We start from the raw sequence: 26,749 nt of genomic DNA on the forward strand, positions 1-26,749 counted from the left end.
CGAGCCGGGAGCGTCAGCGACCGGAGGGCGTTAAGGACAGCTCCCCACTGCGGTTAGCCCGCTACCGACCGAGCCCTGCCCCTTGCGGCTCGCTGGCCTTAAACTGGACAACTGCCAGGGAGGCGTCCGTCCGGCGGCGTCCCAACGAACGGATCGAACGCGGCGAACCCATGGACTCCTCGACAACGACCTCAGTGAATACCGCCGCAACGCGACCGCCCTCCGCCGTGGTTGCCGACCTTTTCGGCCCCATTCTGCCGGCTTTGCGGCGTGTGGAAGACCGGCTCCAATCCGAGCTCACCAGCAGCGACCCGCTGGTCGACGAGGTCGTCCGGCACGGCTACCGCCTCGGTGGCAAGCGGCTGCGGCCTGCGCTGGTGCTGCTGGTGGGAAATGCCGTCGGCGAATTGACAAGTGCGCACGAGTTGCTCGGCGTGGTGGTCGAGATGATCCACACCGCGACGCTCGTCCACGACGACGTGCTCGACGAGGCCCAGCTCCGCCGCCACGTCGATACGGTCAATGCTCGCTGGGGGAACGAGAAGAGCGTTCTCTTGGGCGACTTCCTCTTCTCGCAAGCCTTCTACTTGGCGGCGACCGTCGATCGCGACGCGGCGACGGCGTGCCAGCTCATCGGCCGCACGACCAACCGCGTCTGCCATGGCGAACTGCGGCAGACGCTCGCCGAGGGCGACCTCGGGCTCTCGCAAGCCGACTACTTCGACATCATCGACGGCAAGACCGCCGAGCTGTGCGCGTGCTGCTGCCGACTCGGCGCGGTGTACGCGGGCGCTTCGAGCGAAGTCGCCGACGCGATGGAGTCCTACGGCCGCAACCTCGGCATGGCGTTCCAAATCGCCGACGACCTCTTGGACCTCACCGGCGACGAAGCAACGACCGGCAAGACGACCGGCGCCGACCTCGCCAAACAAAAGATGACGCTGCCGCTGATCTACACCCGTGACAGCCTCGTGAACGGCCCACGCCTAGCGCTCGAAGAGTGGCTCAAAGACCCGTCGTCCAAGTCTCGCGCCGAAGTCGCCAAGCTCGTCGAAGCGGTTGGCGGCTTTGCGTTCGCGCAAAAGACCGCGATTGAATACGCCAACCGCGCGGTCGCCGATCTAGCGGTGCTCGAAGAGAGCGAGCTTAAGCACTCGCTCGCTACGCTTGCGTTTTTTGCGAGTCGTAGGGACGCGTAACGTAGTTGGCGACGCTTCCGCTATTTTGCGGGTAGTGTTCCTTCGAGCGCGGCGTCTATTTCCTTGTGAAACTGCTCGTCGTCCAGCTTCAGCATAAACAGCTCGGCGACCTTTGCCGCTTCTTCTTTGCGGTCAGTCATTGTCAGTACAGCCACAATATTCGCAGCCTCTGAATGGAAGTGTTCAAGAAGGTCTTGTGAGAGAGGGTCCTCGCCCTCCTGCGGTGACTCATATGATCTGCGTTGAATTGCATCAACTGTCTGCGAGATCAATTCGTAGCCTCGCATGTTATCGACATGCTTTGCGTAAAGTTCGTACGCCTCGTTTGCAAGTAAATCGAGTTTGGCAAAGTGGAAGGCACTTTTGGCCGCTTTTGGCGACTGACTATCGAGGGCGGCGAATGCCTTGGTGGTTTTGGAGCTCTCATCAAGCACCCGGTTGATCGCCGCGAAATCATGAAAGCGCCTTCCGATGTCTTCTCCCCGTAGAACTTGCTTTTCAAGGTTGTCACGTATCGATCGGAGCACTTCGAGTGCTGGCGGGTATTCGAGTCCAAGGTCGTACCATTCCGAGAGAGCGAAAGACAATCGAACGGCGCTCTGGCTTGGCTGAATACTCTCAACGTTCTCGTGGTACCACACATGCTTCGCCAAGGCGATGTCGTACCGCTTCGCCTTGGCATCCGCTCTCGCCTCGCTTTTTATTTTCTGTGGATCGGGATTCTCAGGAGGCGTCCAAACAACAACTGCAGCATTCGGATTGTCTGGATCGATTGCAACAAGTTGTCGATGCAGCCCGTCAGATGTCTTTGCAAGTTGAAGCCCAAAAGACTTCTCTGCAAGCAGAGGCTTGCCATCCTGACCAGCAACGTAGACGGAGTTCGAGTCGTCCACCCAACTGCCTGCATTGGCGGCTCTAGGAACGATCTGTTCTAGCTGCCGCTGCACACTTGCAAGAGCATCGGCAATGTCTTTCTGATTGGCGGTTACGGACGCCGACATGGCGATCTGGTTCCAGCCGATCGCAACAACACCAAGTAGTAAGAGCCCAATTAACATCGCCTGAACGCGCTTCAGCATCGGGACATCTCCTTGCTTTTCACGGCGGCAGCGCCGTAGGAGTTGGTTGAAGTCGCCGAAGCGTTCGGCGGCTTTTTGCTTCGCTTGCTCCGGCGAGAGGCCACGGCGCTCTTGATCTTCGGCCAACAGGTCAAGGTGCAACTGCAACTCCTCGGCGATCTCGTCGTCGATCTGGTCCGTCGGCCGGTCGTCACCGGGGAAAAGCCAGTAGGGGAGGGCGGGCATGGCGGCTTCGGACGAATGGGACGCGGATGACGCGGATTGAATAGGATTAAAGAAGATTTGCTTTCCGTTGGATCCGCGATAATCCTTCTAAATCCGCGATCATCCGCGTCCCATTCTTTTTGAATTAGCTGAGGGACAGACCTAGACGCGGGGTGACGGCGCCGGCGTCGATGACTTTGCCGATCGCCTCGGCCATCGCGCGCCAACTGGCGACTTCGACCTTCAGTTGCGCGCGGCCCGTGCGGGTGAGGCCGTAGTACTTGGCGCGGCGGTTGGATTCGCTGAGGCCCCACTCGCTGGCGATCCAGCCGCGGCGTTCCATGCGGTGCAGGGCGGGGTAGAGCGACCCCTCTTCGACGCGCAGCACGTCGCCGCTGGTGGACTGGATGTGCTTCGCGACTTGATAGCCGTGCCGTTTGCCGCCGGCGAGGGACTGAAGGACGAGTAGATCGAGGCTTCCTTGCGGAAGTGAGTTATCAGAATTGGTCGCCATTGGGCTCTCCCCTTGTTTGTCTAGGGGAGAGTTTAGGGCGGCTCCCCTAGAGCGTCAAGGGGAAGGTGGGGGGGTCGCAACGACGATTTGTGGCGAGCCGGCGACGTTAGTCGTCGGTGGAACCATGGTACCCGCTTCCCACCGACGACTAACGTCGTCGGCTCGCCGTCACTCGTGATGGCGGAGCGTTAGCGCGATGCCGGGCTCAATACCCATAATGCGCCGCGGCGTGGAGCTTCTCTAACTCCGCGTCGCTGAGTCCCGCGATACGGGCCTCGTCGAAGTGGTGGTCGCGCGTGAGGTGCTCGGTGAATGTCATGCCGCTGACGCCCGCTTCGGGGGGCGTGATCGTGGCGAGCCAGACGGAGAGTTCCGGCGCGTTAAGCGTTCGCAGCCAGCGGCTCGGCGGGCGGCCGTGGCGGGCGCGGCGATAGGCGGCGGCGTCGGGGCCGGGGGCGTCTTCGGTAGCGGCAATGCCGTCGTCCCCTTTGGGCGTCGCGGGTTCGCCGTTGGCGTCGGTGATCTTGTCGTAGGCTTGGAGGAACTCTTCGGGGACTTCGTCGTCGGGGAGATAACCTTCGACCGGGTCTTCAAGGGGTTCGCCGTTGTCGCGGCGGACGGGCGTCGTCATGCCGCTGACGCGCCACTCGCCATCGAGGTAGTGTTCGCGCTGGACCCACCGCCACGTGTTGTTGTGGGTCATCTGCCAATGGACCGGCATCTCGGCCGACGCGGCTTCTTCGGCAATGGCTTCAGCGGGCGCCGGCGGGGCGGCGGGCGCCTCGGTCGCCTTCATCAGCGACGCGGCGACCGTGTCGAGACTTTCCGCGCGGAGCCGTTCGGCGATGCCGAAGAGGCCCATGCCGATCCAGAACGCGAAGCGCCGGCGTGTCATGGCGAGAGCGGGGCGGGTGAGGAATTACCGCCCAAGTTTACGCCGCCGGAAGAGTCGGGGCCGGTTGTAGGGACCGGCGAATCGCTTGAGTTTTTCTGGGCGGGGTGTTTGAACCAGACCCGAAAAAGGCCGTCAGGCCTATGTGGGAGGGGTCTCCAGACCCCGATTACGGTATCCATTCCGAATACGGACGGCATGGTGCGCGTAATCGGGGTCTGGAGACCCCTCCCACAGTCCCATTTGCGCGGACGGCTTATCCCGCTACGGCTACGATGCGGTCCGCGATCGTCCCGGCCGTCTCGTCGGCTGCGACGTCGATGAAGCGGCACTCGCTGAGGCTGCGGAACCAGGTCCCTTGGCGTTTAGCGAACCGCCGCGTGCGGGATTGAATGCGCTCGACGGTGGACGGCAGATCGAACTCGCCCGCTAGATGTTCGAGCACTTCGCGGTAGCCAACAGCTTGCGCGGCGCTGCGGCCGAGGGTCTTGCCGTCTGACGTGAGGCCACGGACCTCTTCGACGAGACCTTCGGCCATCATCTCATCGACACGGGCCGCGATGCGGGCGTGTTGATCGGTGCGGTCACGCCGCAGGACGAAGACCTTGCACTCCGACGCGGGGCGGGCGTCGTCGAACTCGAGCTGCTGATGGCTGATCGGCTGGCCCGTCGTGCGAAAAACTTCCAGCGCGCGGACGATGCGTCGGGCGTCGTTGCGGTGGATGTTCGACGCGGCGACGGGGTCGACGAGTTGAAGACGTTCGTGCACCGCCTCGACGCCAAACTGCAACAGCTCGGCTTCGAGGTCGTGCCGCAAGCTCCAGTCGGCGCCGGGGCCTTCGAAGAGGCCACGCAGCAGGCACTTCAAATACATCGGGGTGCCGCCGATGAAGACGGGTGTCTTGCCGCGGGCGAGCACGTCGCGGGCCACGGCTTCGGCCGCGTCGCGGTAGTCGGCGACGCTGAACTCTTCGTCGGGGTCGCGGAGGTCGATCAGGTGGTGCGGCGTGTGGGCCTGCTCAGCGGCGCCGGGCTTGGCCGTGCCGATGTCCATGCCGCGGTAGACGGCCATCGAGTCGAGCGAGAGGATTTCCGCCCCACCGCCAGCGGCCGCCAACCGGTCGGATACTTCCAGCCCCACGGCGGTCTTGCCCGAAGCGGTGGCCCCGGTGATGAACCAACAGGTCGTGGCGAAATCAAAGCTCATGGGGAGAGTATAACGATGATTCACAGGCGAGCCGGGAGCGTCAGCAACCAGAGGGAACCCGGCCATTTGATTTCAGTTACCGGCACATCCCTCCGGTCGCTGACGCTCCCGGCTCGCCTTTACTCGATTGCTCGGCGGTTTCCGGGCGCTTAAGCTATGGGGCTACTTACGAGCGTCCGGCCAACAGCCTAACCGCAGCCCCCTCCCCCCACACAACCCACCGCCGTGGACCAGCCGACGCGACCGATCGACGCCCTGGAAGAGACGGTCCGCCAGCGCGCCGCCGATTCGGACGCCAGCAAGTCGTACACGGCCAAGTTGCTCGCGGGTGGCGTCGAGAAGATCGGCCCGAAGGTGACCGAGGAGGCCGGCGAGGTCGTCGAAGCCGCCGCCGAGCCGGGCGACGAGGGCCGAGCCCACTTCGTCTACGAGGTCGGCGACCTGCTGTACCACACGCTGGTGCTGTGCCGCTGGCGCGGCGTGGACCTGTCGGAGGTGGAAGCCGAACTAGCCCGCCGCTTCGGCACGTCGGGCATCGCCGAGAAAGAAAGCCGTCCTAAGACAAGTTGAACCACAAAGGAACTAAGGAACGAAGGAAGCGGTTAGACCGGTAGTCTGATAGTTAGTTAGGAATTGCGAGCCGACCGTTTCTTCCGGTCTACCCGACTAGCCACCTACCGTACTTATTAGTAGTTCCTTCGTTCCTTTGTGGTTCGTCTATTAACAAGTTGAATCGATGAGTAATGAACCGCTTCGTATCGGCGTCCCTAGCAAGGGCCGACTGTCGGAACTCGCCGCTGAGCTGCTTGCGGACGCGGGGCTCAAGTACCGGCGGCAGGACCGTGACCTCTTCGCGCGCGTGAAGGCCGGAGGGGGGCTCGACGGTCCGATCGATGTCACATTTTTGCGAACGGACGACATCCCCGTGCTCTGCGCCGAGGGCGCGATCGATATCGGCGTCACGGGGAGCGACCTTGTCGAAGAAGCCGGCGTCAACAAGGCGGTCGCCGATCGCCCCGCGGTGGTGACGCGGATGCCGCTGTCGATGGGCGGGTGCCGGCTAGCGGTCTGTGTGCCGGACGCGAGCCCTGTGGTCACACCGAAGGACCTCGCCGGCGACCGCATCGCGACGAGCTTCCCGCACGTCACCAGGGCCTACTTGAATTCGCACGGAGTGTCGTGCCACATCGTCGAGCTCACCGGTTCGGTCGAGGTGATGATCGCGTTGGGGGTGGCGGACGCAATTGTCGATCTGGTGGAGACCGGCAGCACACTGGCGGCGAACAAGCTGCGGATCCTCGATACGATCGGCAGCTACGAGACGGTGCTGATCCAGAACCCGGCCACCAAGCACGGCGCCCTCTGCGACCAGATCGCTCGCCGTATCGAGGGGGTGATTATCGCCCGCGGCTACTCGCTGCTGGAGTACAACGTCCCTGAAGAGAGCCTCGCCGAGGCGGAAAAGATCACCCCGGGCTTCAGCTCGCCGACCGTCAACCGCCTGGAAGAGCAGGGCTGGTGCGCGGTGCGGGCAATGGTCAAGCGCGGCGAAGTGATCGGCGTGATGGAGCGTCTGGAGAAGCTCGGCGCCCGGGCGATCCTCGAAACGGCGATCAAGAATTGCCGCCTCTAGCGTCCGTGGGATGACTTATGGCCTTGAGCCGCCGGCGCTAGCCGCGGGTGGCGCTACGACAGACCCACCCTAGCCCCTCTAGGAGGCGTGCGAGGATACTGCGGCGGGCGGGTACTCGTTCACCGCAGGGATCGGCGATGGCGTCACTCAAAGAGGTTGGGGACCGGGTCGGTCCGTATCAACTCGTCGGCGTCTTGGGCGTCGGGGGGGCAGGCCAGGTCTTTCGGGCCGTCTTCGACCCTAACGAAGAAGAACGCGCCGACGCCCCCGCGGACCATCCGCGCGAAGTCGCGCTGAAGCTGCTGTTGCCCAGCGCCGCAGCCAACGAGGGCGTCTTCCGACGCTTCGTGCGTGAGATCGGCGTCGCCCGGCAGATCGCCCATCCGCACATCCTGCGCTTCGTCGATTCGGGGTTGGCGGGCGACCTGTTGTACTACGCGATGGAGATTGCCCCGTACGGGTCGCTCCGTGAAGTGATCCAGAAGCGACACCGCCTGCCTTGGCGTGACGCGGCCGAGAGCGCAACGCACGTAGCCGATGGGCTATCGGAATTGCATGACAACGGCGTCGTGCACCGCGACCTCAAGCCCGAGAACGTCTTTCTGACCGAGGATGGGGCGTTGAAGCTTGGCGACTTCGGCTTGGTGCGGCGTGACGATGGCGCCGAGCTGACGACCGCGGGACAGACCGTGGGCTCGGTCCGCTACATGGCGCCCGAGCAAGTCCGCGGCCGCTCTGACATCGACGGGAGGTGCGACCTCTACGCGCTGGGATGCCTGCTGTTCGAGCTGCTCACAGGCAGGCCGCCGTTCCCGTCGATGGAGCCGATGGTCGTGTTCCAGCAGCATGTAGAGGTGGCGCCTCCGAAAGTGCGGACCCTCGCGCCCGATACGCCGAAGTCGCTTGAGGAGTTGCTCGACAACCTGCTGGCGAAGGAAAAGGACGACCGTCCCGCGAACGCCCACGTCGTACGCGACGCACTGACGGCGATTGTGGCCTCGGAGCGGGGCGAGGTCGAATCGCTCGAAGACCTGCTCGATGGAACGGCCGCCGAGATCGAGCCCTTGCCGATTGACGAGGACGACGAGGAGGGCTCGCTCACCGGCAGCGGAGGCCTCTCGGGGTGCGAACTCACCGACGAGATCGAATCCGACGATGACGATGACGATTTTGATGAGAAGCCGACAAAACCACAGGGCTTGTCGCAACGACTCGCAGCGTCCTCGACGAAGCCCAAGCAAGGCTGCATGGGCCTGCTGCTGGTGATCGCCACAGTCGCGGCTGTTGGTACAGCGGCTGTGGCTGCGGGGCTTTAAGGAGAGGGGACGCCGATATAATCCTGCCTACTCCGCGCCCCATTCGTCCGTTAAGCCTTTTCGCCCAACAGCCAGACGATCCCGACCAGCGCCGCGGACTGTAACGCCAGCAAAACCCAGACATTGACGCCGAGCGCCAGTGGTAGGGTCCCCAGCAGCACGACGACCGCAGCAACGGTCATCGCGTAGGGCAGTTGTGTGCGGACGTGGGCGATGTGGTCGCAGCGGCTGGCGATCGAGGAGAGGATCGTTGTGTCGGAGATCGGTGAGCAGTGGTCGCCGAAGATGGCGCCGGCGAGAACGCTGCCGAGCGACGCCAAGAACAACGCCGTTGTTGTGGGATCACCCGGCGCGCCGTCGCCTGCGGCGGCGAAGGCGATCGGCACCACCATCGGCACCACGAGGCCCATCGTGCCAAAGCTCGTTCCCGTGCAGAAGGCGACGACCGCTGAGATCAGGAACACACCGGTTGGCAGCAGTGCCTTGAGCGTTGCCGTGGGGGCGGCGCCCTCGGTCCCGAGGAGCTGTTGGGTGAGGTACTCGCCCGTATAGAGCCGCGTTGCGGCAAACTCGTAGGGAGTGGTGGTTGGCGCGCCATCCACGTCGCGGTTACCGGTCATGCGGGACATGGCGCCGGCCAGCCAGAGGATCGCCACCGCGGGGAGGACCGTGAGCACGCCCCGCACCAGGGCCTGCGAAATCTCCGGCGGCGGCAGCAACTGCTTCCAGCGGACCATCAGAATTGCCGCGGCCAGCCCCGCCAGGCCGCCGTACATCAGAGCGAGGCCCGAGTCGGCGGCGCCGAACACGTTGCGGAACTTCTCGAGGGCCGGAGCGGCCGGGTCGTACTTTTCGCCGAGGTTCGCGACGCCCGTCGCCCACAGCAGGCACAGCACGACCAGCAGCGTCAGCCCCAGCGGCAGAACGGCGTTGGACCAGTGTGACGGCTGGGGGGCGCCGGCGAGGTCGCTGTCTTCGACGAGGTCCTCCTCGGCCCGGTCTTTGGCGGCGCGCTCGGCGGCGAGCATCGGGCCGAAGTCCCGTCCCAGAATGGCGATCAGCGGCACGAACACCAGGGCTTGGATCACATAGAACCGGTACGGCAGGCACGCCACGAAGAGCGAGAACGCGCTGACGTCCTCGGGGACGCCCGTGGTGAGGTTGGCGAGGCCTTCTTCGATATAGGAGAGCTCAACCGCCACCCACGTCGAAACGACCGCCAGGCCCGCCACAGGGGCCGCTGTGGAGTCGACGACATAGGCAAGCTTCTCCCGCGATATCTTCAGCCGGTCGAACACAGGCCGCAGGGCGCCACCCAGGAGCAGGGTGTTAGCGTAGTCGTCGAAGAAGACCAAGAGCCCCATGAACCAGCCGGTGACCTGCGCGCTCTTGGGGCCCTTCGCCAGCGGCGTGAGCAGACCCACCAGCCCGAGCATGCCTCCTGAGGCGTTAATGAGCCCGATCGCCGCCCCCATCGCCATCGTGAAGGTGAACAGCCGTAACTTGCCGGGCTCCACAAACGTCGGCCAGAGGTGCACCTCGCCCATGTCGATCACGGCCTGCACCACGTCGCCGCCGGTCGTCAGCAACGCCCCAGCGAAGAGCCCGACAAGGACCGATGGCAGGATCCGCCGGGTGGCGATCGCCATGACAACGGCGATGACGGGCGGCGCAAGACTGAGGATGCCGTAGGGGTGCATTCGATTGCGGATTGGGGATTGCGGATTGCAGATTGGCCTTGATAGCACCCAATCCGCAATCCGAAATCCCCAATCCGCAATCAAAAATCACTCAGATACGCAGGCTCTGCATGAGGTCCGTCACGCCGATCGCCCTCGGGCTTGCCAGCCGCTCGCCGGCGGCGAAGCCGGCCGCGTTGCCGATTGAGACGTTCATCGCCCGGACGCGTTCGAAGATGTCCCCCTTTTCGGGCGGGAATTGCGTCTCGTACGCCTTGATCGCCGCCAGCTTCTTTTCCAGCACCGTACCGATGTCCGTGACGAAGTCATTTGCGGTTGGCGGTGGTTGGAGCGTGTAGAAGGTCAACGCGTAGTAGACCTGCGCCTTGATGGTGTGCGGCGGGAGGCCGTCGAAGTGGTCGTCCCATTTGGTGAGCCGCGAGTAAAAGACCGCCGCGTCGGTGATCTGCATCGCCTGCCAGTGGTCGGGCGACGCCATCGGCGTGCGATCCCCCAGGCCCATCACCAGCTTCGGCCGCCACTTCCGGAAGATCTTCGCCAGGGCGACGCGCTCGTCAAAACCGTCGAACAGCCGGCGGTTGGTGAGCGGCAGCGTCACACGCTCGTGGACCCCCAAAATCTCCGCCGCCTTCCGTGCTTCGGCGAGCCGCACCTCCGGTCCCGGCGAAACGGGCGTCGGCTCGCCGTCCGTTAGATCGACGATTCCCACCCGGTACCCCTGCTCCACGAGCTTGGCGAGCGTCCCCCCACAACCGATCTCGACATCATCCGGGTGAGCGCCAACGGCGACGACATCGAAGGGGTCCGTGTCAGGCATGGTCTCTCAGGGAAGGGGACAAGGGGATGGCGGGACGGTACAGGGGCGACGGACTTGCTGCGGGCTGCCGGGGGCGGCTGCGGGCCATCGGAGGGGAGAATTGATGTCGCCTCTGTGGGGTGGGCCGGGCGGCAAAGTGGGTTGGGCTGAAAAATAATCTATCATCGTTCTCGAATGTCGTTTGGCGGAGGCCGCTCACCTCGCAGGCCCGCCATCCCCATTATCCCCCCAGAAGCCGTGTAATTCTCGCTCGGCGCCTCGGAACAAAATCCGCGGTCCGCCACAGAAGCCGCCATCCCCCATCTCCTTCTCCTTCTAGACCCGCCACTTGGTGGTTAAGATACTGGGCTTGCTCCCCCAGCCGTTTCCTGAGGACCCATTCGATGCCCGCTTCTTCCGACCCGTTCGACGACTTCGAAGACGACGACTTCGACGACGAGTTCGACGACGATTTCGAGGAGGAGTGGGACGACGAGCCCGAGGACGATGGCTTCGGCCAGGAGTTCCAGGACACCGAGGAAGAGAAGTTCGATGTCAACGCCGTTGACGAAGACGACGACCTCGACAAAGACATCCCGATCATCGCCGACGAAGAAGAAGAGTCCGACGATGGCGACTCGTTCTCGGACGACGAGGATTTTGATGAGTAGCCGGTCGGAAGAGGCTAGAAGCTAGACGAGCCACGGAGGGGCGGCAGCGCGTAGCCAGGGGCGCGAGCCCCTGAATCCCTGGACAACGCAATTCACGAAGCCCCGGAGGGGCGACAGCAGCTCGGCGATAGTCGAGTGCTGCCGCCCCTGCCGGGGCTTTGATTTTTCTTGCGGCACGCCTTCCAGGGGCTCGCGCCCCTGGCTACGCGCTATCGCCCCTCCGGGGCTGTCCCTAGCCTCTACCCAGCTGACAACTGACAGCTGACCACCGGCCCCTCCGGGGCCCTGGTGGCCTTCGCGTCGGGCCCCCTGCCGGGCACAATGGGGCGTTTCCCCTCAAACTCCGCAGCCGACGGCCGAAAGCCGATAGCCGACAGCCCCGCCCCCTATGTTCTCCCCCCTCGAAGGCCAGGTCAGCTTCCCGAAGCTCGAAGAAGAGATCGTCCGCTTCTGGCGTGAGGAGCGGGTCTACCAGCAGTCGCTCGATCGCCGCGAAGGGGCGCCGCCGTTCGTCTTCTACGAGGGCCCGCCGACCGCCAACGGCATGCCCCACCCGGGCCACTGCCTGACGCGGACCATCAAGGACGTGTTTCCCCGCTACAAGACGATGCGAGGCTTTCGATGTGAAAGGAAGGCGGGCTGGGACACGCACGGCCTCCCCGTCGAGGTCGAGGTCTGCAAAGAGCTGACCAAGGAGCTCGGCCGGCCGGTCCACTCGAAGGAAGACATCGAGACCTACGGCGTCGAGCCCTTCATCCAGCGCTGCCAGCGGAGCGTCTGGCGCTACATGCAGGAGTGGGAACGGCTCACCGAGCGGCTCGGCTTCTGGGTCAACCTCGACGAGGCCTACGTCACCTACCACCAGTCGTACGTCGAAAGCGTGTGGTGGAGCCTCAAGGAGCTCTTCAACAAGGACCTGCTGTACCAGGGCCACAAGATCGTCTGGTGGTGGGCCCAGGGCGGCACGGCCCTCTCGGCGGGCGAAGTAGGGCAGGGTTATCGAGAAGTCGCGGATCCGAGCGTCTTTGTAGAATTCATCCTGCTTGATGATGCGGGAAAACGGACCGACACGTCTTTCTTGGTGTGGACGACAACGCCTTGGACTCTTCCCAGCAATCAGTTTGCCGCTATAAATCCAAACATTGAATACTCTTTTGTTTGCGAGGCTCAAAACGGAATCTGCTCGGAGCAGTACATCGTTGCATCTGATTTATTAGAAGCGCTCAGCGCGAAGAAGAAGCAGGAATACGTTGTTGCCAAGACTTGCAAAGGGTCGGAGCTTGTAGGGCTGCGATACGAGCCGCCTTACGATTGCTACTCTAAGAAAGGTTCATTAAACGCATGGCGCATCCTCTCCGCTGACTTTGTGACTACGGATAGCGGCACCGGTATCGTTCATATCGCCCCGGCTTTTGGCGAGGACGACTACAACGTCCTGCAACGTGAGCGCGAATCGCTCGGCGACAAAGCCCCGCCACTCATCAATTGCGTCGGCCCCGACGGCAAGTTCACCGACGAAGCCCCTGAGTTCGTACGTGGCCGATGGGTAAAGGACTGCGATAAGGACATCGCGCGCAACTTGAAAGAGCGCGGACTGCTGTTTCATCAAGAGCAGTATCTGCACGACTACCCGTTCTGCTGGCGGGCGGAAGAGGACCCGTTGATCCAGTACCCGCGTGAGAGCTGGTTCATCAAGACCACGGCGTTCAAGGACGCCATGCTCGAGAACAACGGGGCGATCAACTGGCTCCCCGAGCACATCAAGGGGGGCCGGATGGGCAAGTTCCTCGAGTCGAACGTCGACTGGGCCCTGAGCCGCGAACGCTACTGGGGCACTCCATTGCCGATTTGGGAGTGCGCAGTGTGCAGTCGGCAGTGGGCAGTGGGCGGTTGCGACGAGCTGCTCGCGCAGCCCGGCGTTACGGGCGTCGAGGTGTGGGAGAAGGCGAAGCAGGCCGACCCCACGCTGCCAGACGACCTACGCGTCCACAAACCCTACATCGACGCCATCGAGTTCGACTGCGGCTGCCAGAAGGGCGCGCGAATGCAACGCGTCCCCGAGGTAATCGACTGCTGGTACGACAGCGGCGCGATGCCCTTCGCGCAATGGGGATACAAGGGAGAGGGGCTAGGGACGGGGGACGAGGGACGAGAGAACGCCGCTGCTGCGCAGCAGTTTCACAGCCAATTCCCCGCCGACTTCATCAGCGAAGCCCTCGACCAAACTCGCGGCTGGTTCTACAGCCAACTAGCGATCTCGACGATGCTTTGGAGTGGGCAGTCGGCAGTCGGCAGTGGGCAGAAATCCCTAGCCTCTAGCCTCCAGCCTCTAGCCTCTTACCCCCATCCTTTCAAAAACTGCATCGTCCTCGGCCTCATGCTCGGCGAGGACGGGCAGAAGATGTCCAAGAGCAAACGCAACTACCGCGACCCGTCGGAGATCTTCGACCTCTACGGCGCCGATGCTTTGAGGTGGTACCTGCTCACCAACCAGCCGCCCTGGTCGTCGATCCGCTACAGCGAGCAAGCGATCAAGGACTCGATCCCCGAGTTCCTCCTGCGGCTGTGGAACTGCTACAGCTTCTTTGTGATCTATGCGAATATTGATGGCTTCGATCCAGCGGTGGAACTGAAAGAAGGCGAAGCCGCAATAAAATCCCCCTCCCCCCTGGGGGGAGGGGCTAGGGGAGGGGGTACGGCGTCCAGTGGAGGGAACTCCGCAGATACGAAGCCGGTCAGAAGCGCAGAGCGTCATGTAGCTGGAGACGTAAAACCCTCCCCTAACCCCTCCCTAAAAGGGAGGGGAATGGCTGGCGCCGCTTCCTATCGCCCCGTCGCCGATCGTGACGAACTCGATCGCTGGATCCTCAGCGAACTGCATGGCGCCATCGCCGACGTCACCGAGCGGATGGACGCTTACGACAACTTCGGCGCCGGCCAAGCGATCACCGAGTTTGTGGACGGCCTCTCGAACTGGTATGTGCGGCGTTGCCGGGATCGGTTCTGGGCGAAGGACAAGCGTTCAGCCGACAAGCTCGACGCTTACTGGACGCTCTACGAGTGCCTTGTGGAGACCGCGAAGCTGATCGCGCCGTTCACGCCATTCATCGCCGAGGCGATGTGGCGGAACCTTGCCGGTGTCTTCGGCGATCAGGCTGCGGCCAGCGTGCACCTCTGCGACTACCCCGAGTGCGATGCGTCGCTCGTCAACGCCGAATTGTCCGAGCGGATGGGCCTCGTGCGGCTGATCGCGTCGCTCGGTCTGCGGGCCCGGCAAGAGGCGTCCCTCAAGGTCCGGCAGCCGCTCGCCAAGGTCGAGGTGATCCTCGCTGACAACAAGCACCAGGCGTGGCTCGAAGCGCACGCCGAGGTGATCGCGGGCGAGCTGAACGTGAAGGCGGTCGAGTTCTCCGACGCGCCCGAGAAGTACGTCGATCACGAGGTGCTGCCCAACTTCAAACTGCTCGGCAAGAAGCTCGGCAAGCTGATGCCGCTGGTGAAACAAGAGCTGAGCAAGCAGAGCGGCTCCGAACTCCTAGCGAACCTCCGCGACAACGGCCTCATCGACCTCACCGTCCAGGGTCAAGCCGTGCAGCTGACGCCCGAAGAGGTGGAAGTCCGCATCACCGCCAAACCCGGCTGGGCCGCAGCAAACGACCGCGGCGTCGTCGTGGTGCTCGCGACGGAGTTGACTAATGAGCTAATTCAAGAAGGTATGGCTCGAGATCTGATCCGTGTAATTCAAGACCGTAGAAAGGAGTTGGGTTGTGAATTCACCGACCGAATCCACCTCCAATTGAGCACGGAATCAGAATTGTTAGAGAGAGCTTTCCAACGATTCGGAGTTCACATTGCCGCTGAGACTCTTGCGACAATGAATGATCCGGTGAAGTTAGATGATTCAGATGCTGTAGATGTCACAATCGCTGATGCAACAGCAAAGCTCTACATTCGTATTAAGAAATAGTAACCACGACGGACACGACGAACACGACGAACACGACGGCCTTCTCGACGAGGCAAATCGTGTCCGGTAAGCCCCGGTAGTTGCTCGTCGTGTCCTTCGTGTTCGTCGTTGTAAGAGACTTTTCGTGAGAAGACTTTGAAGATCGCGGTGCTCATCTCCGGTAGCGGCCGGACGCTGAAGAACTTCATCGAGCTGATCGCCGACGATCAGTTGCCGGTTGAGATTGCGCTCGTGATTTCCAGTAGCGCCACGGCGGGCGGGCTGGAGCACGCTGCGGCAGCGGGGTTACCGACTTCGGTCGTCAATCGCAAGGATTATGCGACGGACGAGTTGTTCGGCGCCGCCGTGTTCTCGCGCTGTCGGACGGCGGGCGTCGAGCTCGTGGTCATGGCGGGGTGGTTGAAGCTCTGCCCCGTGCCTGAAGACTTTGCGGGCCGTGTTGTGAACATCCACCCGTCGCTGCTGCCGGCGTTCGGCGGGCACGGCATGTACGGCGACCGCGTCCACGCCGCGGTGATCGAGCGCGGCTGCAAGGTGACGGGCGTCACGGTCCACTTCGTGGATAACGAGTACGACGCCGGCCCGATCATCTGGCAGACCCCGGTCCCGGTATTCGAAGACGACACGCCACACACGCTCGCCGACCGCGTCTTCGAGGCCGAACTCGAAGCCTACCCGCACGTGCTAAAGATGCTCGCCACGGGCCGCGTCCGGCTCGAAGAAGGACGTGTACGCACGTCAAGAGCTAAGAGAAGAACCACAGATGAGACGGATATACACGGATAAGAAATCGTATCCGTGTTATCCGTGCCATCCGTGGTTAAATATTCTGGCGATTCTTGAGCGAGTCGCGGATCTCGCGCAGCAGCAGAATGTCTTCCGGCGGTGCAGGAGGGGCGTCGGGCGCCGTTTCTTTGGTCTTCGTCAGCGAGTTCATCACCTTGATCGCCAGGAAGATCGCAAAGGCGATGATCGTGAAGTCGATCACGACTTGCAGGAACTCGCCGTAAGCGAGCGTAGGCGCCTTCCAAACCCCCTCGGGCATGCTGTCCGGGAGCGGGAGCGTGTACTTCCAGTCCTTAACGTCGATGCCGCCGGTCAAGAAGCCGAGGATCGGCGTAATGATCGCCGAGACGAACGTCGAGACGATCTTGCCGAACGCGGCGCCGATCACGACGCCGACCGCCAAGTCAACGACGCTGCCGCGCATTGCGAACTCTTTGAACTCTTTAATCAGTCCCATCGCGTTGGTCCTTCGTGGGGCGTGTAGCGGTCTTCAGCGCGGCATGCTAGCGGATTGCGGCCGATTCGCAAACAGAAAGCTGTTGGCGAAGGCCGCAGGACCTGCTGTGCAAACCTTTCCAATGCGGTGGGCCGCTTATCGTGAGCCTGCTTAGCCTTGAACCGAGGCGTACCAGAGCAACACACACCCGCCCGACGCACAAAGGAACCCGAAGACGCGATACATTGAGAGAACTGCTTGCGATGGCTCGGCATTGGCGAACTTCCAACCCTCTGCCGAACGCCAGGCGATCTTTGGAAAAAGCATCATCGCGAAGCCGAATCCCAAGAGGATAAGAGCCAACAAGACGAGCAGTTCGATCATTGTGGCCTCCGATGAGTTTGGAAGAATCCTCGAAGGAATACGCTGCCTAGCCGCGTGTGACTCACCGAGTGAGTCGCCATCAAGAATCGCCCCGCAGGAAACGCAACACGCCCTCGATATCCTCCGGCAACGGCGCCTCGAACGTCATCCGCTTGCCCGTCGTCGGGTGGTTGAGCGTCAGGCGGTGGGCATGTAGGGCTTGCCGCTCTAAGAGGGCCGGCTCGTCGGGCTTGGCGACGCCGCCGTTCAGTTCACTCGCCGTGATGCGGCTGCGGCCGCCGTACTGCTTGTCGCAGAGGATCGGGTGGCCGATATGCGCCAGGTGGACGCGGATCTGGTGCGTGCGGCCCGTCTTGGGCTTCGCACGAAGCAGGGCGAAGCGGCGGAATCGTTCAATGATCTCGAAGGTCGTCACCGCGTCGCGCGAGTCGGGGTGGCCCCGGCGGATCGCCTTCTTTTCGCGGATGTGCGGGTGGGGGCCGATCGGTTCATCGACGATGTCGGCGTCGCGGTCGTACACGCCGACCATGATCGCCAAGTACTCCTTCTCCGTGGTGCGGTCCTGGAACTGGTCGGCGAGGCGTTCGTGGGCTTGGTCGTGCTTCGCGACGATGATCACGCCAGAGGTGTCGCGGTCGAGGCGATGGACGATCCCCGGCCGCGTTGGACCGCCGGTCTTACTGAGCCCCTCACCGAAGTGGTGCGCGAGCGCCGCGGTGAGCGTCCCGGCCCAGTGCCCCTTGGCGGGATGCACGACCATGCCGGGCGGCTTATCGACGACGACGATATCGTCGTCCTCGTAGATCAAGCTGAGCGCGATCGCCTCGGGCGTCGGGCCTTCGGCGGGCGCCACCAGTGAAGCCAGGAGGACGACGTCGCCGGCTTCGAGCTTATAGGCGGGACGCTCGGCCCGGCCGCTGACCGTAACGCCGCCGGCGTCGATCGACTTCTTGATGAGCGTGCGGCTGAACTGCGGCAGGCGCTCGGCGAGCAGGACGTCGAGGCGCCGACCGATGTCGGCTTCATCGATGGTCAGTTCCAGCAGCGGCTCGCTCACTCGTCGGCCGGCTTGTCGGTGGGCGCTTCGGTCGCTGGAGCTTCGTCCGCGGCGGGCGCCTCGGCATCGGCCGACGCTTCTGCTTCGGCGGCTTCTTCCGACTCGACTGCTCCTTCCGACTCTATGGTCTCCTCGGTGGCGATGTCTTCCTCGGAGTCAACGTCTTGTAGCATGGCGTCGAGCGTCGATTCCGCCTCCTCGGACGTCATGTCCGGCAACGGGATGTTGTCCGGATCGAGATTGTCGAGCACGCCACCCGTGCCGCCGACCGTCGTCGAGCCAGTGGCTTTCGCGGCCGTGATCCATTCATAGGATTCTTTGACAGGTTCCGATTCCAGCTGAAGGATGCGGTCCTTGGCGACCAGGGCGAAGGCGCCGGTGACACGGCCGTACTGCTTGATCGCTTCGTCAAGCTTGCCTTGCAGCTCAAGGGCGCGGCCGAGCTGGTAGGTGGCCCGCTCGGCGATGTCGCGGTGGCTCGACTTGACGAGCCGCTCGTAGACCGCGATTGCTTCCTCGATCGCCTTGTCGGCCTCGCTGCGGTTGCTGAAGAAAATCTGCGACGCCCGGTAGAGCTTGCCGTCGGCCCAAGTGGCGTCGGCCCACTCGGCGACCGGTGTGCCGGGGTTGTTGTCGGCGGCTGTCTTGAGGTCGACGAGGTCGGGGTTCCCCTGCTCGAGGGCCACGGCGAAGTCGGTCCAGCGGTCGGCCTTTGCTGCGGCGTTGGACGCCGACCAGCTATTGACGCCGATGATCGCCGCCACCAAGACCACCAATCCCAGCAGGATTGCCGGGAGTTGCGGCTTGAGGACCTCGATCTTGTCGGCCAGCCAAGAGGCGAGCGTGTTTTCTTCGAGTTCGTGACGGTGCTGGCTGTCCATATCGAAAAGGCCCGCAAGGGCAAGGGCTGGGGCGGAGCTGGGAAACCGGTATGGTAGGGGCAAAAAGGGGAAAGCGGAAAGGGGAATGCCGAATGTCGTCCCATTAGTTTCCTCCCCCCACTTGCTATTTCCACTTTCCCCTTTCCGCATTCCCCTTTCTCGTGCACGGTCTCAACCCCGCCCAACACGACGCGGTCCATACCCTGCGGGGGCCGCTCTTGGTGCTGGCCGGCGCCGGGACGGGGAAGACGCGCGTCGTGACGTTTCGGATCGCCGAGTTGATCCGCAGCGGGGTCCCGGCGCCGCGGATCCTGGCCGTGACGTTCACCCGCAAGGCGGCGGGCGAGATGCAGGAGCGAGCCGTCGAGCTGCTCTCCCGCGGCCGCAAGCGACAGGCCAAGAATCTCCCGAAGCCGGAGATCAGCACCTTCCACTCGCTCTGCGTCCGGGTGCTGCGGCGGCACGCCAAGCGGATGGGGTACCCCGAGCGGTTCACGATCGCGGACCGCAGCGACCAGGAGTCGCAGGCCCGCCAAGCCCTGCGCGAGATCAAGGCGCCGACCGACGCCCTGACGCCAGGCGATCTCTTGGCGCTCGTCAGCCGTTGGAAGATGTCGTCGATCCTGCCCGATGTCGCCGCTTCGCACGCCGAGAGCGACCGCGAGCATCTAGCCGCGGTGGCGTACCGGCGCTATCAGAACAGCCTCAAGAAGGCCGGCGTCGTCGACTTCGACGATCTGTTGTTACTGACCGAGCAGCTCTTTCGTCACCACCCCGACGCGAGGCGCGAAGAGGCGAGCCGCTTCGATCACGTCCTCATCGACGAGTATCAAGATACCAACCACAGCCAATACGAGATCGTCCGTGGCCTGGCGATGGGGCACCGCAATCTGTGCGTCGTGGGGGACGACGACCAGTCGATTTACGCCTGGCGCGGCGCCGAAGTGACGCACATCCTGTCGTTCAAGCGCGACTGGCCGGACGCCAAGGTCGTAAGGCTCGAGGAGAACTACCGCAGCCAGAGCCCGATCATCCACTTCGCCAATACGCTGATCGCGTTCAACACGGTGCGGCATGAGAAGCGGCTGATCCCGCAGCGGCCAGCTGAGGGCGAGGGGGGCGAGCGGCCCCGCATCTTGCAATTCAAGGACGAGACCGACGAAGCCAAGAAAGTCGTCGCCGACTTGAAGGGCCTGCTCATGGCGGGTGGCTGGCGCCTAAGCGGCGAAGACCGGGAGAAGTTCCTCCGCGCGGGCGGCAAGCCGTTGCGGGCGTCGGACTTCGCCATCCTGTTCCGCACCAACGAGCAGCCCCGCGCATTCGAGCAAGAGTTGCGAGCGCAGCAGGTGCCGTACGTGCTAATCGGCGGAATGAGTTTCTACGATCGTCGCGAGGTGCGCGACGTGATCGCTTACCTCAAGCTCGTAGCCAACCCCGACGACGAGCCTTCGCTCCTGCGGGTCTTCAACACGCCCCCGCGTGGACTCGGTGACGCCGCGCGCAAGGCGTTGATGGAACGGGCGGTCGATAAAGGCGTGCCGTTGTGGCGTGTGGTGGACGACCCCGCCAACTGGCCCGGCATGAGCGAACCGGCCCGGCGGGGTCTCAGCGACCTCCGCGACGCGGTGAAGCACTGGCGCGCCGCGGTAGGACTTGAGCCCCTAGCCGTTACGGTGCAACGCGTCATTGACGAAAGCCGCTACCTCGACGAGCTAACACGGCTCTATCCCGACGCGCAGGAGCGAGAGGCCCGTGTCGCGGCGATTGGCGAGCTCGTGAGCGCCGCGGACTCGTACGCCTCACGGAGTCGCAAGGCGACTCTCGCCCAATTCCTCGACGACATCGCCACCGGCGATCGCGACGACGGCGACAAGGACAAACAGCTCAACAGGGACGCCGTCGCGCTGATGACCCTGCACGCCGCCAAAGGCTTAGAGTTCCCGCACGTCTACCTCGTGGGCATGGAAGAGAGCATTCTTCCCCACAAGCGCTCGATCGACGGTGGAGAGATCGCGATCGCCGAAGAGAGACGCCTCGCGTACGTCGGCGTTACCCGCGCACGCGACCGGCTGACGTTGTCGCTAGCGCTGACGCGCCGCAAGTGGGGCAAAGCCAAGGAGACCATCCCCAGCCGGTTTCTCTGGGAGATGACGGGTCAGGCGGACAACCCGAAGTACCTGGAGGCGAAGACGGGGCGGAAGATGCCAGCCCCGCACGGGAAGGGTTCGAAGAACGCCAAGCGCTAATCGGCCTGTAGGGCCGAAATAGGATAGCCCAGCGCAACGCCCTGGGGTCACGGATACGGGTACAAAAGAAAAGCCCTGAAGAGATCGCCTCTCCAGGGCGTCGTTCATTTCTTTGGCGATGTTCACCCAGGGCGTTGCCCTGGGCTGCCCTTACAGGGCTAAGCCTCACCTCACTGGAAATACTCCGGATTCTCCGGCGAGAAGTCCTTGTCCGTGAAGCCGTTGTTCAGCTTGATGTTAGTGTAGATGTACTTCTCTTCCAGGATTGGCTCTCCGCCCTGGACGGCGGGCCAGCTGAACGCCTGGTAGGCGACCGGGATTCGCAGTTCGTTGTCGATAAAGATCTCCGCCTTGTGGTAGCGGAAGTTCTTGCGCGGCGTCGGGTGGATCGCGCGGATCATCGTCACGTCGCGGCCATCGATCGTCGCCTTGCCGTACGATACCTCGCACTCGGCGTATTTGACGTCCTGTTCGGCGATCATCACCAGCTCGGCGGTGAGGTTACGGATGCCGGCCTTCGTGATCGGGTAGCGCTGGCCATTCATCGCCATCATGCCGTCGACCGGCAGGTTCACCTTGCCGAAGCGACGCTTCCAGCCCGACCCCAGCGCGACGAGCTTGCCGTCGTTCTGGTTCTCGACATAGAGAGCTTCCTGACCCGGATTGGGGGTGATGAATCGGGTGTAGACGCTGAAGGGCTGGTGGCGGACTCGGATCTCCATCTTCTGCGGATCGCCGAGCTGGCCGTCGAGACGCTCAACCTTGGTGAAGGTGGCCGAGTAGTCCTGGATGCGTTGGTCCATATCCACCAGCGCGCCTTTCGCGAGTCGCAGGCACGGCATCAGGGGATGCTCGCCCGGTTGCTGCGTGAGGTCGAACGGCGAGTCGATCTGCCCGCTCGCTGGCGTGACGGCGACATCACGCATCGGCGGCACGTCAACCGGCGCGGTGGCGACGGCTTGCTGTTCCGTGGCGGATTGCCCTTCGCTGGCGGTGTTCTCCGCGACGTGATACACGGGCCGCGTCAACTGCTGAGCTTCGGCGGTGAGGGCGCCTGTCGTTGCCAGCGGCAGAACAAGGGCAATCCGAAACAGGGCAGGGAAGATGGTAGCGGGCATCTTGCGGGTCTCCTCGCCGGGGCGAAGGGCGGGTTCGGTAGTGAACGGGCGGCAGTCGTCGCGGGGGGACGACTCCGGTACATTACGCAGCAGGCGGGCGGCGGTCGACCTTGGGATTTGAGAGCCCGGGAATCGCGCCTGCGGCGATCCTAGACGAGCCTCGCAAGCGTCGAAAGAGTAATCCTGTGGCCGATTCCATCCCCCATTCCGACAGCGGCGCCAGCGGGCTCGTGGTCGCGAAGGTGATCTCCGTTCCCTTCGACGAGAACACTTACATCTTCCGTTTGGCGGACCGCCAGGACTGCATCGTCTTCGATCCGGGGCTGCAACCGGCCGCTATCGTCAAACTGCTCGACGAACAGGGCCTCACGCCCGCGGCGATTCTTTGCACGCACGGCCACAGCGACCATATCGCCGGCAACGAGACCCTCAAGGGCCGCTGGCCCGATGCGCCGCTGGTCATCGGCCGGGGGGACGCGTCGAAGCTCACCGACCCGGTGGGGAATCTCTCGGCTGCCTTCGGATTCGAGATCATCAGCCCCGCGGCCGACCACACCGTGGTGGGGGGCGACTTCTACGAAGCGGCCGGAATGAAATGGCGTGTGGTGGACACTCCGGGCCACTCGAGTGGGCATGTGTCGTTCGTCATCGAATCGCCCGACGGCAACACGCACACGGTGGCCGGCGACGTGCTCTTCCGCGGCTCGGTCGGCCGAACCGATTTCCCCGACGGCGACTTCGAGACGCTCCGCGAATCGATCCACTCGCAGCTCTTCACGCTGCCCGACGACACGATCGTCTACCCCGGCCACGGGCCAACAACGACGATCGCCGAAGAGAAACGCTCGAACCCGTTCATCGGCGCGCCGGCGGGTTGGATCGAAGCGTAACGAAGGTCAAACCTACTCGTTCGATCTGAGCCGCGGGCGGTAGCCCTCGGAGCCAAACGGATACCCGGCATACTCCGAGAGCTACCGCCCATGGCTCAGACGGAACGCTCGGGCTTGGATAGTACGTCTAGAGTTTGCCCGAATCTACGAGACGGATATCACTGCAAGGCTCATAACGAGCACCCCTGTTGCGGCTAGAATTAGCCCGGAATTCATTTTCTTCGTCCAGAACTTTCTGGCGGCGGCGAGAAGGCAGCCGCCGAGCGTCAGGTAAGACATCACGACGGTGAAACCTTTGGACATCACCATCCAGTGAAAATCATCCGTACGGTGTCGCACTGCCAGCTCGTAGACAATCGAGCAGGCAATCATTACACCGGCAATAATTGCCATGCTTCCGATGAATCCGGCGATGAGTGCTGGGATAAGCCACCAACGAAATCGTTGTGCCGGTTCGGTAGGTTGGTCCATTCGACGCCAGAAGGTTTAGTCCAGTTCGTTGCCCGTGTATAGCGTTGACGGCCCTCCGAGCGAAACTCGCATCCGCTGCCCACCTATGACTCGCGCCCGCGACTCAGGCGTTCTCGGCAATATGCTCGATCGTTCCAGCGTAGAAGTTGGCGACGCCGCCGTTTGACTTCAGTCGTAGCGCCCCGTCGTCGGCGACGCCAACGCACTCGCCAGTCGTGACGAGCTCGCCGACACGGAGGGTGACGATTCTGCTCGTGAGCACACAAGCGAAGCGAGCAGCCTGGATCGGGGACGCGTCGCCCGACTCGATTTGCCTTAGGCGATCGTCGTACGCCCACAAGAACGCGGCGAGCACCGATTGCCGCGTTATTTCCGCATACTCGACAAGCGAGGTGGCGCGGGCTCGCACTTCGGCCGGCGCCTGATCGAACCGGTTCCTCACGTTGATCCCTACACCGACCACTAGGGTTCCCGGCAGTGGCGCTTCGATCAGCACGCCAGCTAGTTTCCTGCCGTCGAGGTAGACGTCGTTCGGCCACTTCACGCCAGCGACCAGCCCGGTCGTCTCGCGGACGGCGTCGCTGATAGCGACGGCTGTCGCCAGCGATATCAGACCGTACCGCGACGGCGAAAGGCCACGCAGTGCGGCGTCTACAGCGATGCTGAACGTCAACGCCCCGTCCGCTGTCCACCAGCGGTTGGCGCCGCGGCCACGACCGTCGGTTTGCCGATCCGCCACGACGAGGGCCGGGAGCCCTGCGCCAATTGCGAGAAGTTCACGGGCGCGATCGTTCGTAGAGCCAAGCTCGGCGTGTACCTCAACGGTTCTAGCCAACGGCGCGTCACGCAGCGCGGCTACGTCCAAGGCGTCGTTCACGGCGTCGGCGGTCGCATGAAGTCTTCTTGCTCTGCCTCCTCATTCCCATCGTTCGGCGGGCCAGCGATCGGCAGGCGTATGTGGAACACGCTGCCACGGCCGAGTTGGCTCTCGACTTCGACCGTGCCCCCGTGCTCCTCGGCGATCTTCATCGTCACCGCCAAGCCCAGACCGGTTCCCTTGGCGCCCTTGCTCGACTCGAACGCCCGGAAGATCGTGGGCAAGCGATCGAGCGGGATTCCCGAGCCGTTGTCCGCCACCGTGACCGTAGCGATCTCTTGAACCGCATCGGTGTTGGAAGTGATGACGACGCGGCCGCGCGGGCTCTCCTCGCAGGCGTCGATCGCGTTGGTGACGACATTGAGCACCGCACGGTGGACGGCCTCGGGGTCGGCCATGATCGTTGATACGTCGGCGCCCGGTGACCAAGCGAGATCAACTCCTTGCTCGTCGGCCCGCGACTGCATCAGTTCGATGACATCGCTCACGACCGCGTTGAGGTCGGTTGGTTCGGGGTCGGGCTTGCGCTCTTTGCTGTAGGAGAGCATGTCCATTACCAGCGACGAGATCCGCTCCTGGTTCTTCTCGACGATCCCCCAGCCCTTCTGGATCGTCTCCACCGATTTGACGGCCGCGTCCGAATCTATCTCACCGTTATTGAACGCCTTGCCGTGGTCGCCGAGACCAAGCTCGATCAAATAGCTGCCGCCGCGGACGCCCTGGAGGATGTTTTTGATATGGTGCGAAAGCGTGGCGATCGTTTGCCCGACCGCCGCGAGCCGTTCGGCTTGGACCATCGCCCGATAGTGCGACGTGTCCTCGACGGCAAGCGCCGCTTGGTGAGCGATCGCCACCATGAGCTTGAGGTGCTCTTCGCCAAACTTGTTGGCGCTCTGCATCTCGAGCATCTGCTTCGGCGTGATCGACGTATCGATGTAGATCACGCCTACCAAGCCGTAGCGTCCCTGCATTGGCACGCAGATCGCCTCTCGGACGCCCATCGACATGATGCTGCCGGCGGGGTCCCAACGGCTGTCATCGCCGGCGTTGCTGGTCAGGACGCCCTCGCCGCGGCCGATGACGTAGTCGAGGATTGTCTGGCTGATGGCGATCTTAGGGCTGTCGCTCTCGGAGCCATCGGCTGTCGCCGGGGCGACGCCGCGGCGTAGCCGCCGCACGCGCGGAGTGAGGCGGCCCGACTCGTCGTCCTTGAGCATGATGCAGCCACGGTCGGCGTCGACCCACTCGAAGATCATGTCCATGATCCGAGTGATGAGCTGATCGATATCGAGCGTGTGACTGACCGCCAGCGACGTGCGGTACATCAGCTGCAAGTTGCTCCGCGCCCGTGCGAGCCAAGGGCTCTGCGTCTGGTCCGCGGGGGTGGCGAGCAGGTCGCTCCCTTCCGATTGGCTGATCGAGTGGAGGATCCGTGAGCCATCGTCGTAGCCGCTGGAGCCGACGATGCTGACATCCCCCTCGGCGTCGGCGACCGACCCGGCGGCGCCGGTGTAGAGCAGCAGGGTGCGGCCCATCTGGACCTGATCACCGGAGAGCAGCCGCTTCTCACGGATCCGCTGGCCGTTGACGAAGGTGCCGTTCGAGCTGTTTAGGTCGCGGAGGACGAACTCGTCGCCCGTCTGCTCGAAAACGGCGTGCTTGCGAGAAACCTCGGTGTCGTGCAGCTGGATCGCATTGCCACCGACGCGTCCGACGCCGACGAGGGGCTCGTCAAGCGGGAAACGCAAGCCTTGGTCGCGGCCTTGGATGACGAAGAGCGACGGCACGTTGGGGGGGCTACGCGTCACTGCGTAGCGCGGCGGGGGGACGGTCGGACGAGTTTCGTGGAGGGAAACGCTCGGCTCCGCCCCGCAACGAATCGCGTCCGCTGACGCTACTTCCCGCCTGGAAAGCTGATGCTTGAACCCTGATAAGTGGGCGACGCTAGGCGGCCGCCCTACCCGGGTTCTCCGTTGCTTCGAGAGCCGTCCAGATTTTATGGACCAACTCCCGGTAGTGATAGGGTTTGCGGACGAAGCCGAACTCCCCGGCCGGGCGATTGGTTCCGGCGACAACGGTTGCGGCGCCCCTGCGGGCGGCGGCCTCGACCAGTGGCGACAGTTCGGTCGGCTCAAAGGCGTCGGCGTCGATGAAGAGCACCTTCACCGCCGTGCGGCTCAGCTTCACCAGGGCGTCGCCCACGCCCTGAGCCGCGGCGGTGGCGACGCCGGTGCGTCCCAGCAACTCGCAAAGCACCAGCCGACCTTCCGCCGACGGGTCGAGGACCAAAACACGCGGCGAAGTCGTAGTGGCGGCCGGCACGGCGACGGTTCCTGCAAGGTCCAAGAGGTGGGGCGGCGAACGGTAGCGGGTGTGGGGCAGGGCGTCAAAGGCAAGGGAGAAGAAATCCCAAACCTCGATGACG

Annotated in this window: 24 protein-coding genes; 9 read left to right on the forward strand and 15 right to left on the reverse strand. The window is 63.5% G+C overall.

From position 1 onward, the window contains the following. Positions 1-170 precede the first annotated feature (170 nt). Positions 171-1,199, forward strand: coding sequence for a polyprenyl synthetase family protein (locus Spa11_RS07060; RefSeq protein WP_145109930.1), 1,029 nt, complete (start codon positions 171-173; stop codon positions 1,197-1,199). 20 nt (positions 1,200-1,219) lie between these two features. Here the strand turns inward: Spa11_RS07060 and Spa11_RS07065 are convergent, their stop codons facing one another. The 4 genes from Spa11_RS07065 to miaA form a co-directional block, all read right to left on the reverse strand. Next, the gene (locus Spa11_RS07065; protein WP_145109933.1) at positions 1,220-2,503 is read right to left on the reverse strand and encodes a permease prefix domain 1-containing protein; all 1,284 of its coding nucleotides are present in this window, start codon (positions 2,501-2,503) and stop codon (positions 1,220-1,222) included. A gap of 124 nt (positions 2,504-2,627) precedes the next feature. Next, positions 2,628-2,996, reverse strand: coding sequence for a PadR family transcriptional regulator (locus tag Spa11_RS07070; protein WP_145109936.1), 369 nt, complete (start codon positions 2,994-2,996; stop codon positions 2,628-2,630). A 205-nt stretch (positions 2,997-3,201) separates the two neighbouring features. Next, positions 3,202-3,891, reverse strand: coding sequence for a hypothetical protein (locus Spa11_RS07075; protein ID WP_145109939.1), 690 nt, complete (start codon positions 3,889-3,891; stop codon positions 3,202-3,204). 253 nt (positions 3,892-4,144) lie between these two features. Further along, complete coding sequence (miaA, locus tag Spa11_RS07080) at positions 4,145-5,095, reverse strand: tRNA (adenosine(37)-N6)-dimethylallyltransferase MiaA (RefSeq protein WP_145109942.1); 951 nt, start codon at positions 5,093-5,095, stop codon at positions 4,145-4,147. 225 nt (positions 5,096-5,320) lie between these two features. Between miaA and hisE the strand changes: the two genes are divergently transcribed. The 3 genes from hisE to Spa11_RS07095 all read left to right on the forward strand — a co-directional run bounded on the left by hisE (position 5,321) and on the right by Spa11_RS07095 (position 8,044). Then, positions 5,321-5,665, forward strand: a complete 345-nt coding sequence (gene hisE / locus Spa11_RS07085; RefSeq protein WP_197529803.1) for a phosphoribosyl-ATP diphosphatase — start codon at positions 5,321-5,323, stop codon at positions 5,663-5,665. 166 nt (positions 5,666-5,831) lie between these two features. After that, complete coding sequence (hisG, locus tag Spa11_RS07090) at positions 5,832-6,728, forward strand: ATP phosphoribosyltransferase (RefSeq protein ID WP_145109945.1); 897 nt, start codon at positions 5,832-5,834, stop codon at positions 6,726-6,728. A 137-nt stretch (positions 6,729-6,865) separates the two neighbouring features. Further along, positions 6,866-8,044 carry a serine/threonine-protein kinase gene (locus Spa11_RS07095; protein ID WP_145109948.1) on the forward strand — a complete coding sequence of 393 codons (1,179 nt, stop codon included), beginning with the start codon at positions 6,866-6,868 and terminating at the stop codon, positions 8,042-8,044. A gap of 50 nt (positions 8,045-8,094) precedes the next feature. On the opposite strand, the gene Spa11_RS07100 is transcribed toward Spa11_RS07095, so the two are convergent. Together Spa11_RS07100 and Spa11_RS07105 are read right to left on the reverse strand one after the other, a co-directional pair. Further along, positions 8,095-9,744, reverse strand: coding sequence for a Na+/H+ antiporter NhaC family protein (locus Spa11_RS07100; protein ID WP_145109951.1), 1,650 nt, complete (start codon positions 9,742-9,744; stop codon positions 8,095-8,097). A gap of 91 nt (positions 9,745-9,835) precedes the next feature. Next, the gene (locus tag Spa11_RS07105; protein ID WP_145109954.1) at positions 9,836-10,561 is read right to left on the reverse strand and encodes a PIG-L family deacetylase; all 726 of its coding nucleotides are present in this window, start codon (positions 10,559-10,561) and stop codon (positions 9,836-9,838) included. Between the two features lie 383 nt (positions 10,562-10,944). Between Spa11_RS07105 and Spa11_RS07110 the strand changes: the two genes are divergently transcribed. From Spa11_RS07110 to purN, 3 genes are all read left to right on the forward strand, one after another. Beyond that, entirely contained in the window at positions 10,945-11,211 is a 267-nt protein-coding gene (locus Spa11_RS07110) for a hypothetical protein (RefSeq protein WP_145109957.1), read from the forward strand. Between the two features lie 388 nt (positions 11,212-11,599). Beyond that, positions 11,600-15,178 carry an isoleucine--tRNA ligase gene (gene ileS / locus Spa11_RS07115; protein ID WP_145109960.1) on the forward strand — a complete coding sequence of 1,193 codons (3,579 nt, stop codon included), beginning with the start codon at positions 11,600-11,602 and terminating at the stop codon, positions 15,176-15,178. A 135-nt stretch (positions 15,179-15,313) separates the two neighbouring features. After that, entirely contained in the window at positions 15,314-15,964 is a 651-nt protein-coding gene (purN, locus tag Spa11_RS07120) for a phosphoribosylglycinamide formyltransferase (protein ID WP_145109963.1), read from the forward strand. 34 nt (positions 15,965-15,998) lie between these two features. Here purN and mscL read toward each other — a convergent pair whose 3' ends face one another. From mscL to Spa11_RS07140, 4 genes are all read right to left on the reverse strand, one after another. Next, positions 15,999-16,421 carry a large-conductance mechanosensitive channel protein MscL gene (mscL, locus tag Spa11_RS07125; protein ID WP_145109966.1) on the reverse strand — a complete coding sequence of 141 codons (423 nt, stop codon included), beginning with the start codon at positions 16,419-16,421 and terminating at the stop codon, positions 15,999-16,001. A 150-nt stretch (positions 16,422-16,571) separates the two neighbouring features. Then, the gene (locus tag Spa11_RS07130; protein WP_145109969.1) at positions 16,572-16,784 is read right to left on the reverse strand and encodes a DUF6199 family natural product biosynthesis protein; all 213 of its coding nucleotides are present in this window, start codon (positions 16,782-16,784) and stop codon (positions 16,572-16,574) included. Positions 16,785-16,863: 79 nt separating this feature from the next. Beyond that, positions 16,864-17,841 carry an RluA family pseudouridine synthase gene (locus Spa11_RS07135; RefSeq protein ID WP_231933189.1) on the reverse strand — a complete coding sequence of 326 codons (978 nt, stop codon included), beginning with the start codon at positions 17,839-17,841 and terminating at the stop codon, positions 16,864-16,866. Beyond that, complete coding sequence (locus Spa11_RS07140) at positions 17,838-18,722, reverse strand: YfgM family protein (protein WP_145109972.1); 885 nt, start codon at positions 18,720-18,722, stop codon at positions 17,838-17,840. Before Spa11_RS07140 ends, Spa11_RS07135 begins: the two co-directional genes overlap by 4 nt. Positions 18,723-18,883: 161 nt before the next feature. On the opposite strand from Spa11_RS07140, the gene Spa11_RS07145 reads away from it, so the two are divergent. Next, positions 18,884-20,968: an ATP-dependent helicase gene (locus tag Spa11_RS07145; protein ID WP_145109975.1), complete on the forward strand. Its 2,085-nt coding sequence runs from the start codon at positions 18,884-18,886 to the stop codon at positions 20,966-20,968. A gap of 170 nt (positions 20,969-21,138) precedes the next feature. Here the strand turns inward: Spa11_RS07145 and Spa11_RS07150 are convergent, their stop codons facing one another. Beyond that, positions 21,139-22,086 (reverse strand): DUF1571 domain-containing protein, encoded by a 948-nt coding sequence (locus tag Spa11_RS07150; protein ID WP_145109978.1) that lies wholly within the window; start codon positions 22,084-22,086, stop codon positions 21,139-21,141. A 185-nt stretch (positions 22,087-22,271) separates the two neighbouring features. Between Spa11_RS07150 and Spa11_RS07155 the strand changes: the two genes are divergently transcribed. Continuing rightward, positions 22,272-22,976 carry an MBL fold metallo-hydrolase gene (locus Spa11_RS07155; protein WP_197529804.1) on the forward strand — a complete coding sequence of 235 codons (705 nt, stop codon included), beginning with the start codon at positions 22,272-22,274 and terminating at the stop codon, positions 22,974-22,976. 144 nt (positions 22,977-23,120) lie between these two features. Here the strand turns inward: Spa11_RS07155 and Spa11_RS07160 are convergent, their stop codons facing one another. The 4 genes from Spa11_RS07160 to Spa11_RS22835 form a co-directional block, all read right to left on the reverse strand. Continuing rightward, positions 23,121-23,447 (reverse strand): hypothetical protein, encoded by a 327-nt coding sequence (locus tag Spa11_RS07160; protein WP_145109981.1) that lies wholly within the window; start codon positions 23,445-23,447, stop codon positions 23,121-23,123. A gap of 103 nt (positions 23,448-23,550) precedes the next feature. Further along, positions 23,551-24,324 (reverse strand): biotin--[acetyl-CoA-carboxylase] ligase, encoded by a 774-nt coding sequence (locus Spa11_RS07165; RefSeq protein ID WP_145109984.1) that lies wholly within the window; start codon positions 24,322-24,324, stop codon positions 23,551-23,553. After that, positions 24,321-26,132, reverse strand: a complete 1,812-nt coding sequence (locus Spa11_RS07170; protein ID WP_231933191.1) for an ATP-binding protein — start codon at positions 26,130-26,132, stop codon at positions 24,321-24,323. Before Spa11_RS07170 ends, Spa11_RS07165 begins: the two co-directional genes overlap by 4 nt. Positions 26,133-26,268: 136 nt before the next feature. Continuing rightward, complete coding sequence (locus tag Spa11_RS22835) at positions 26,269-26,646, reverse strand: response regulator (RefSeq protein WP_197529805.1); 378 nt, start codon at positions 26,644-26,646, stop codon at positions 26,269-26,271. Positions 26,647-26,749 lie beyond the last annotated feature (103 nt).

The sequence above is a fragment of the Botrimarina mediterranea genome, assembly GCF_007753265.1.
Taxonomy (GTDB): domain Bacteria; phylum Planctomycetota; class Planctomycetia; order Pirellulales; family Lacipirellulaceae; genus Botrimarina; species Botrimarina mediterranea.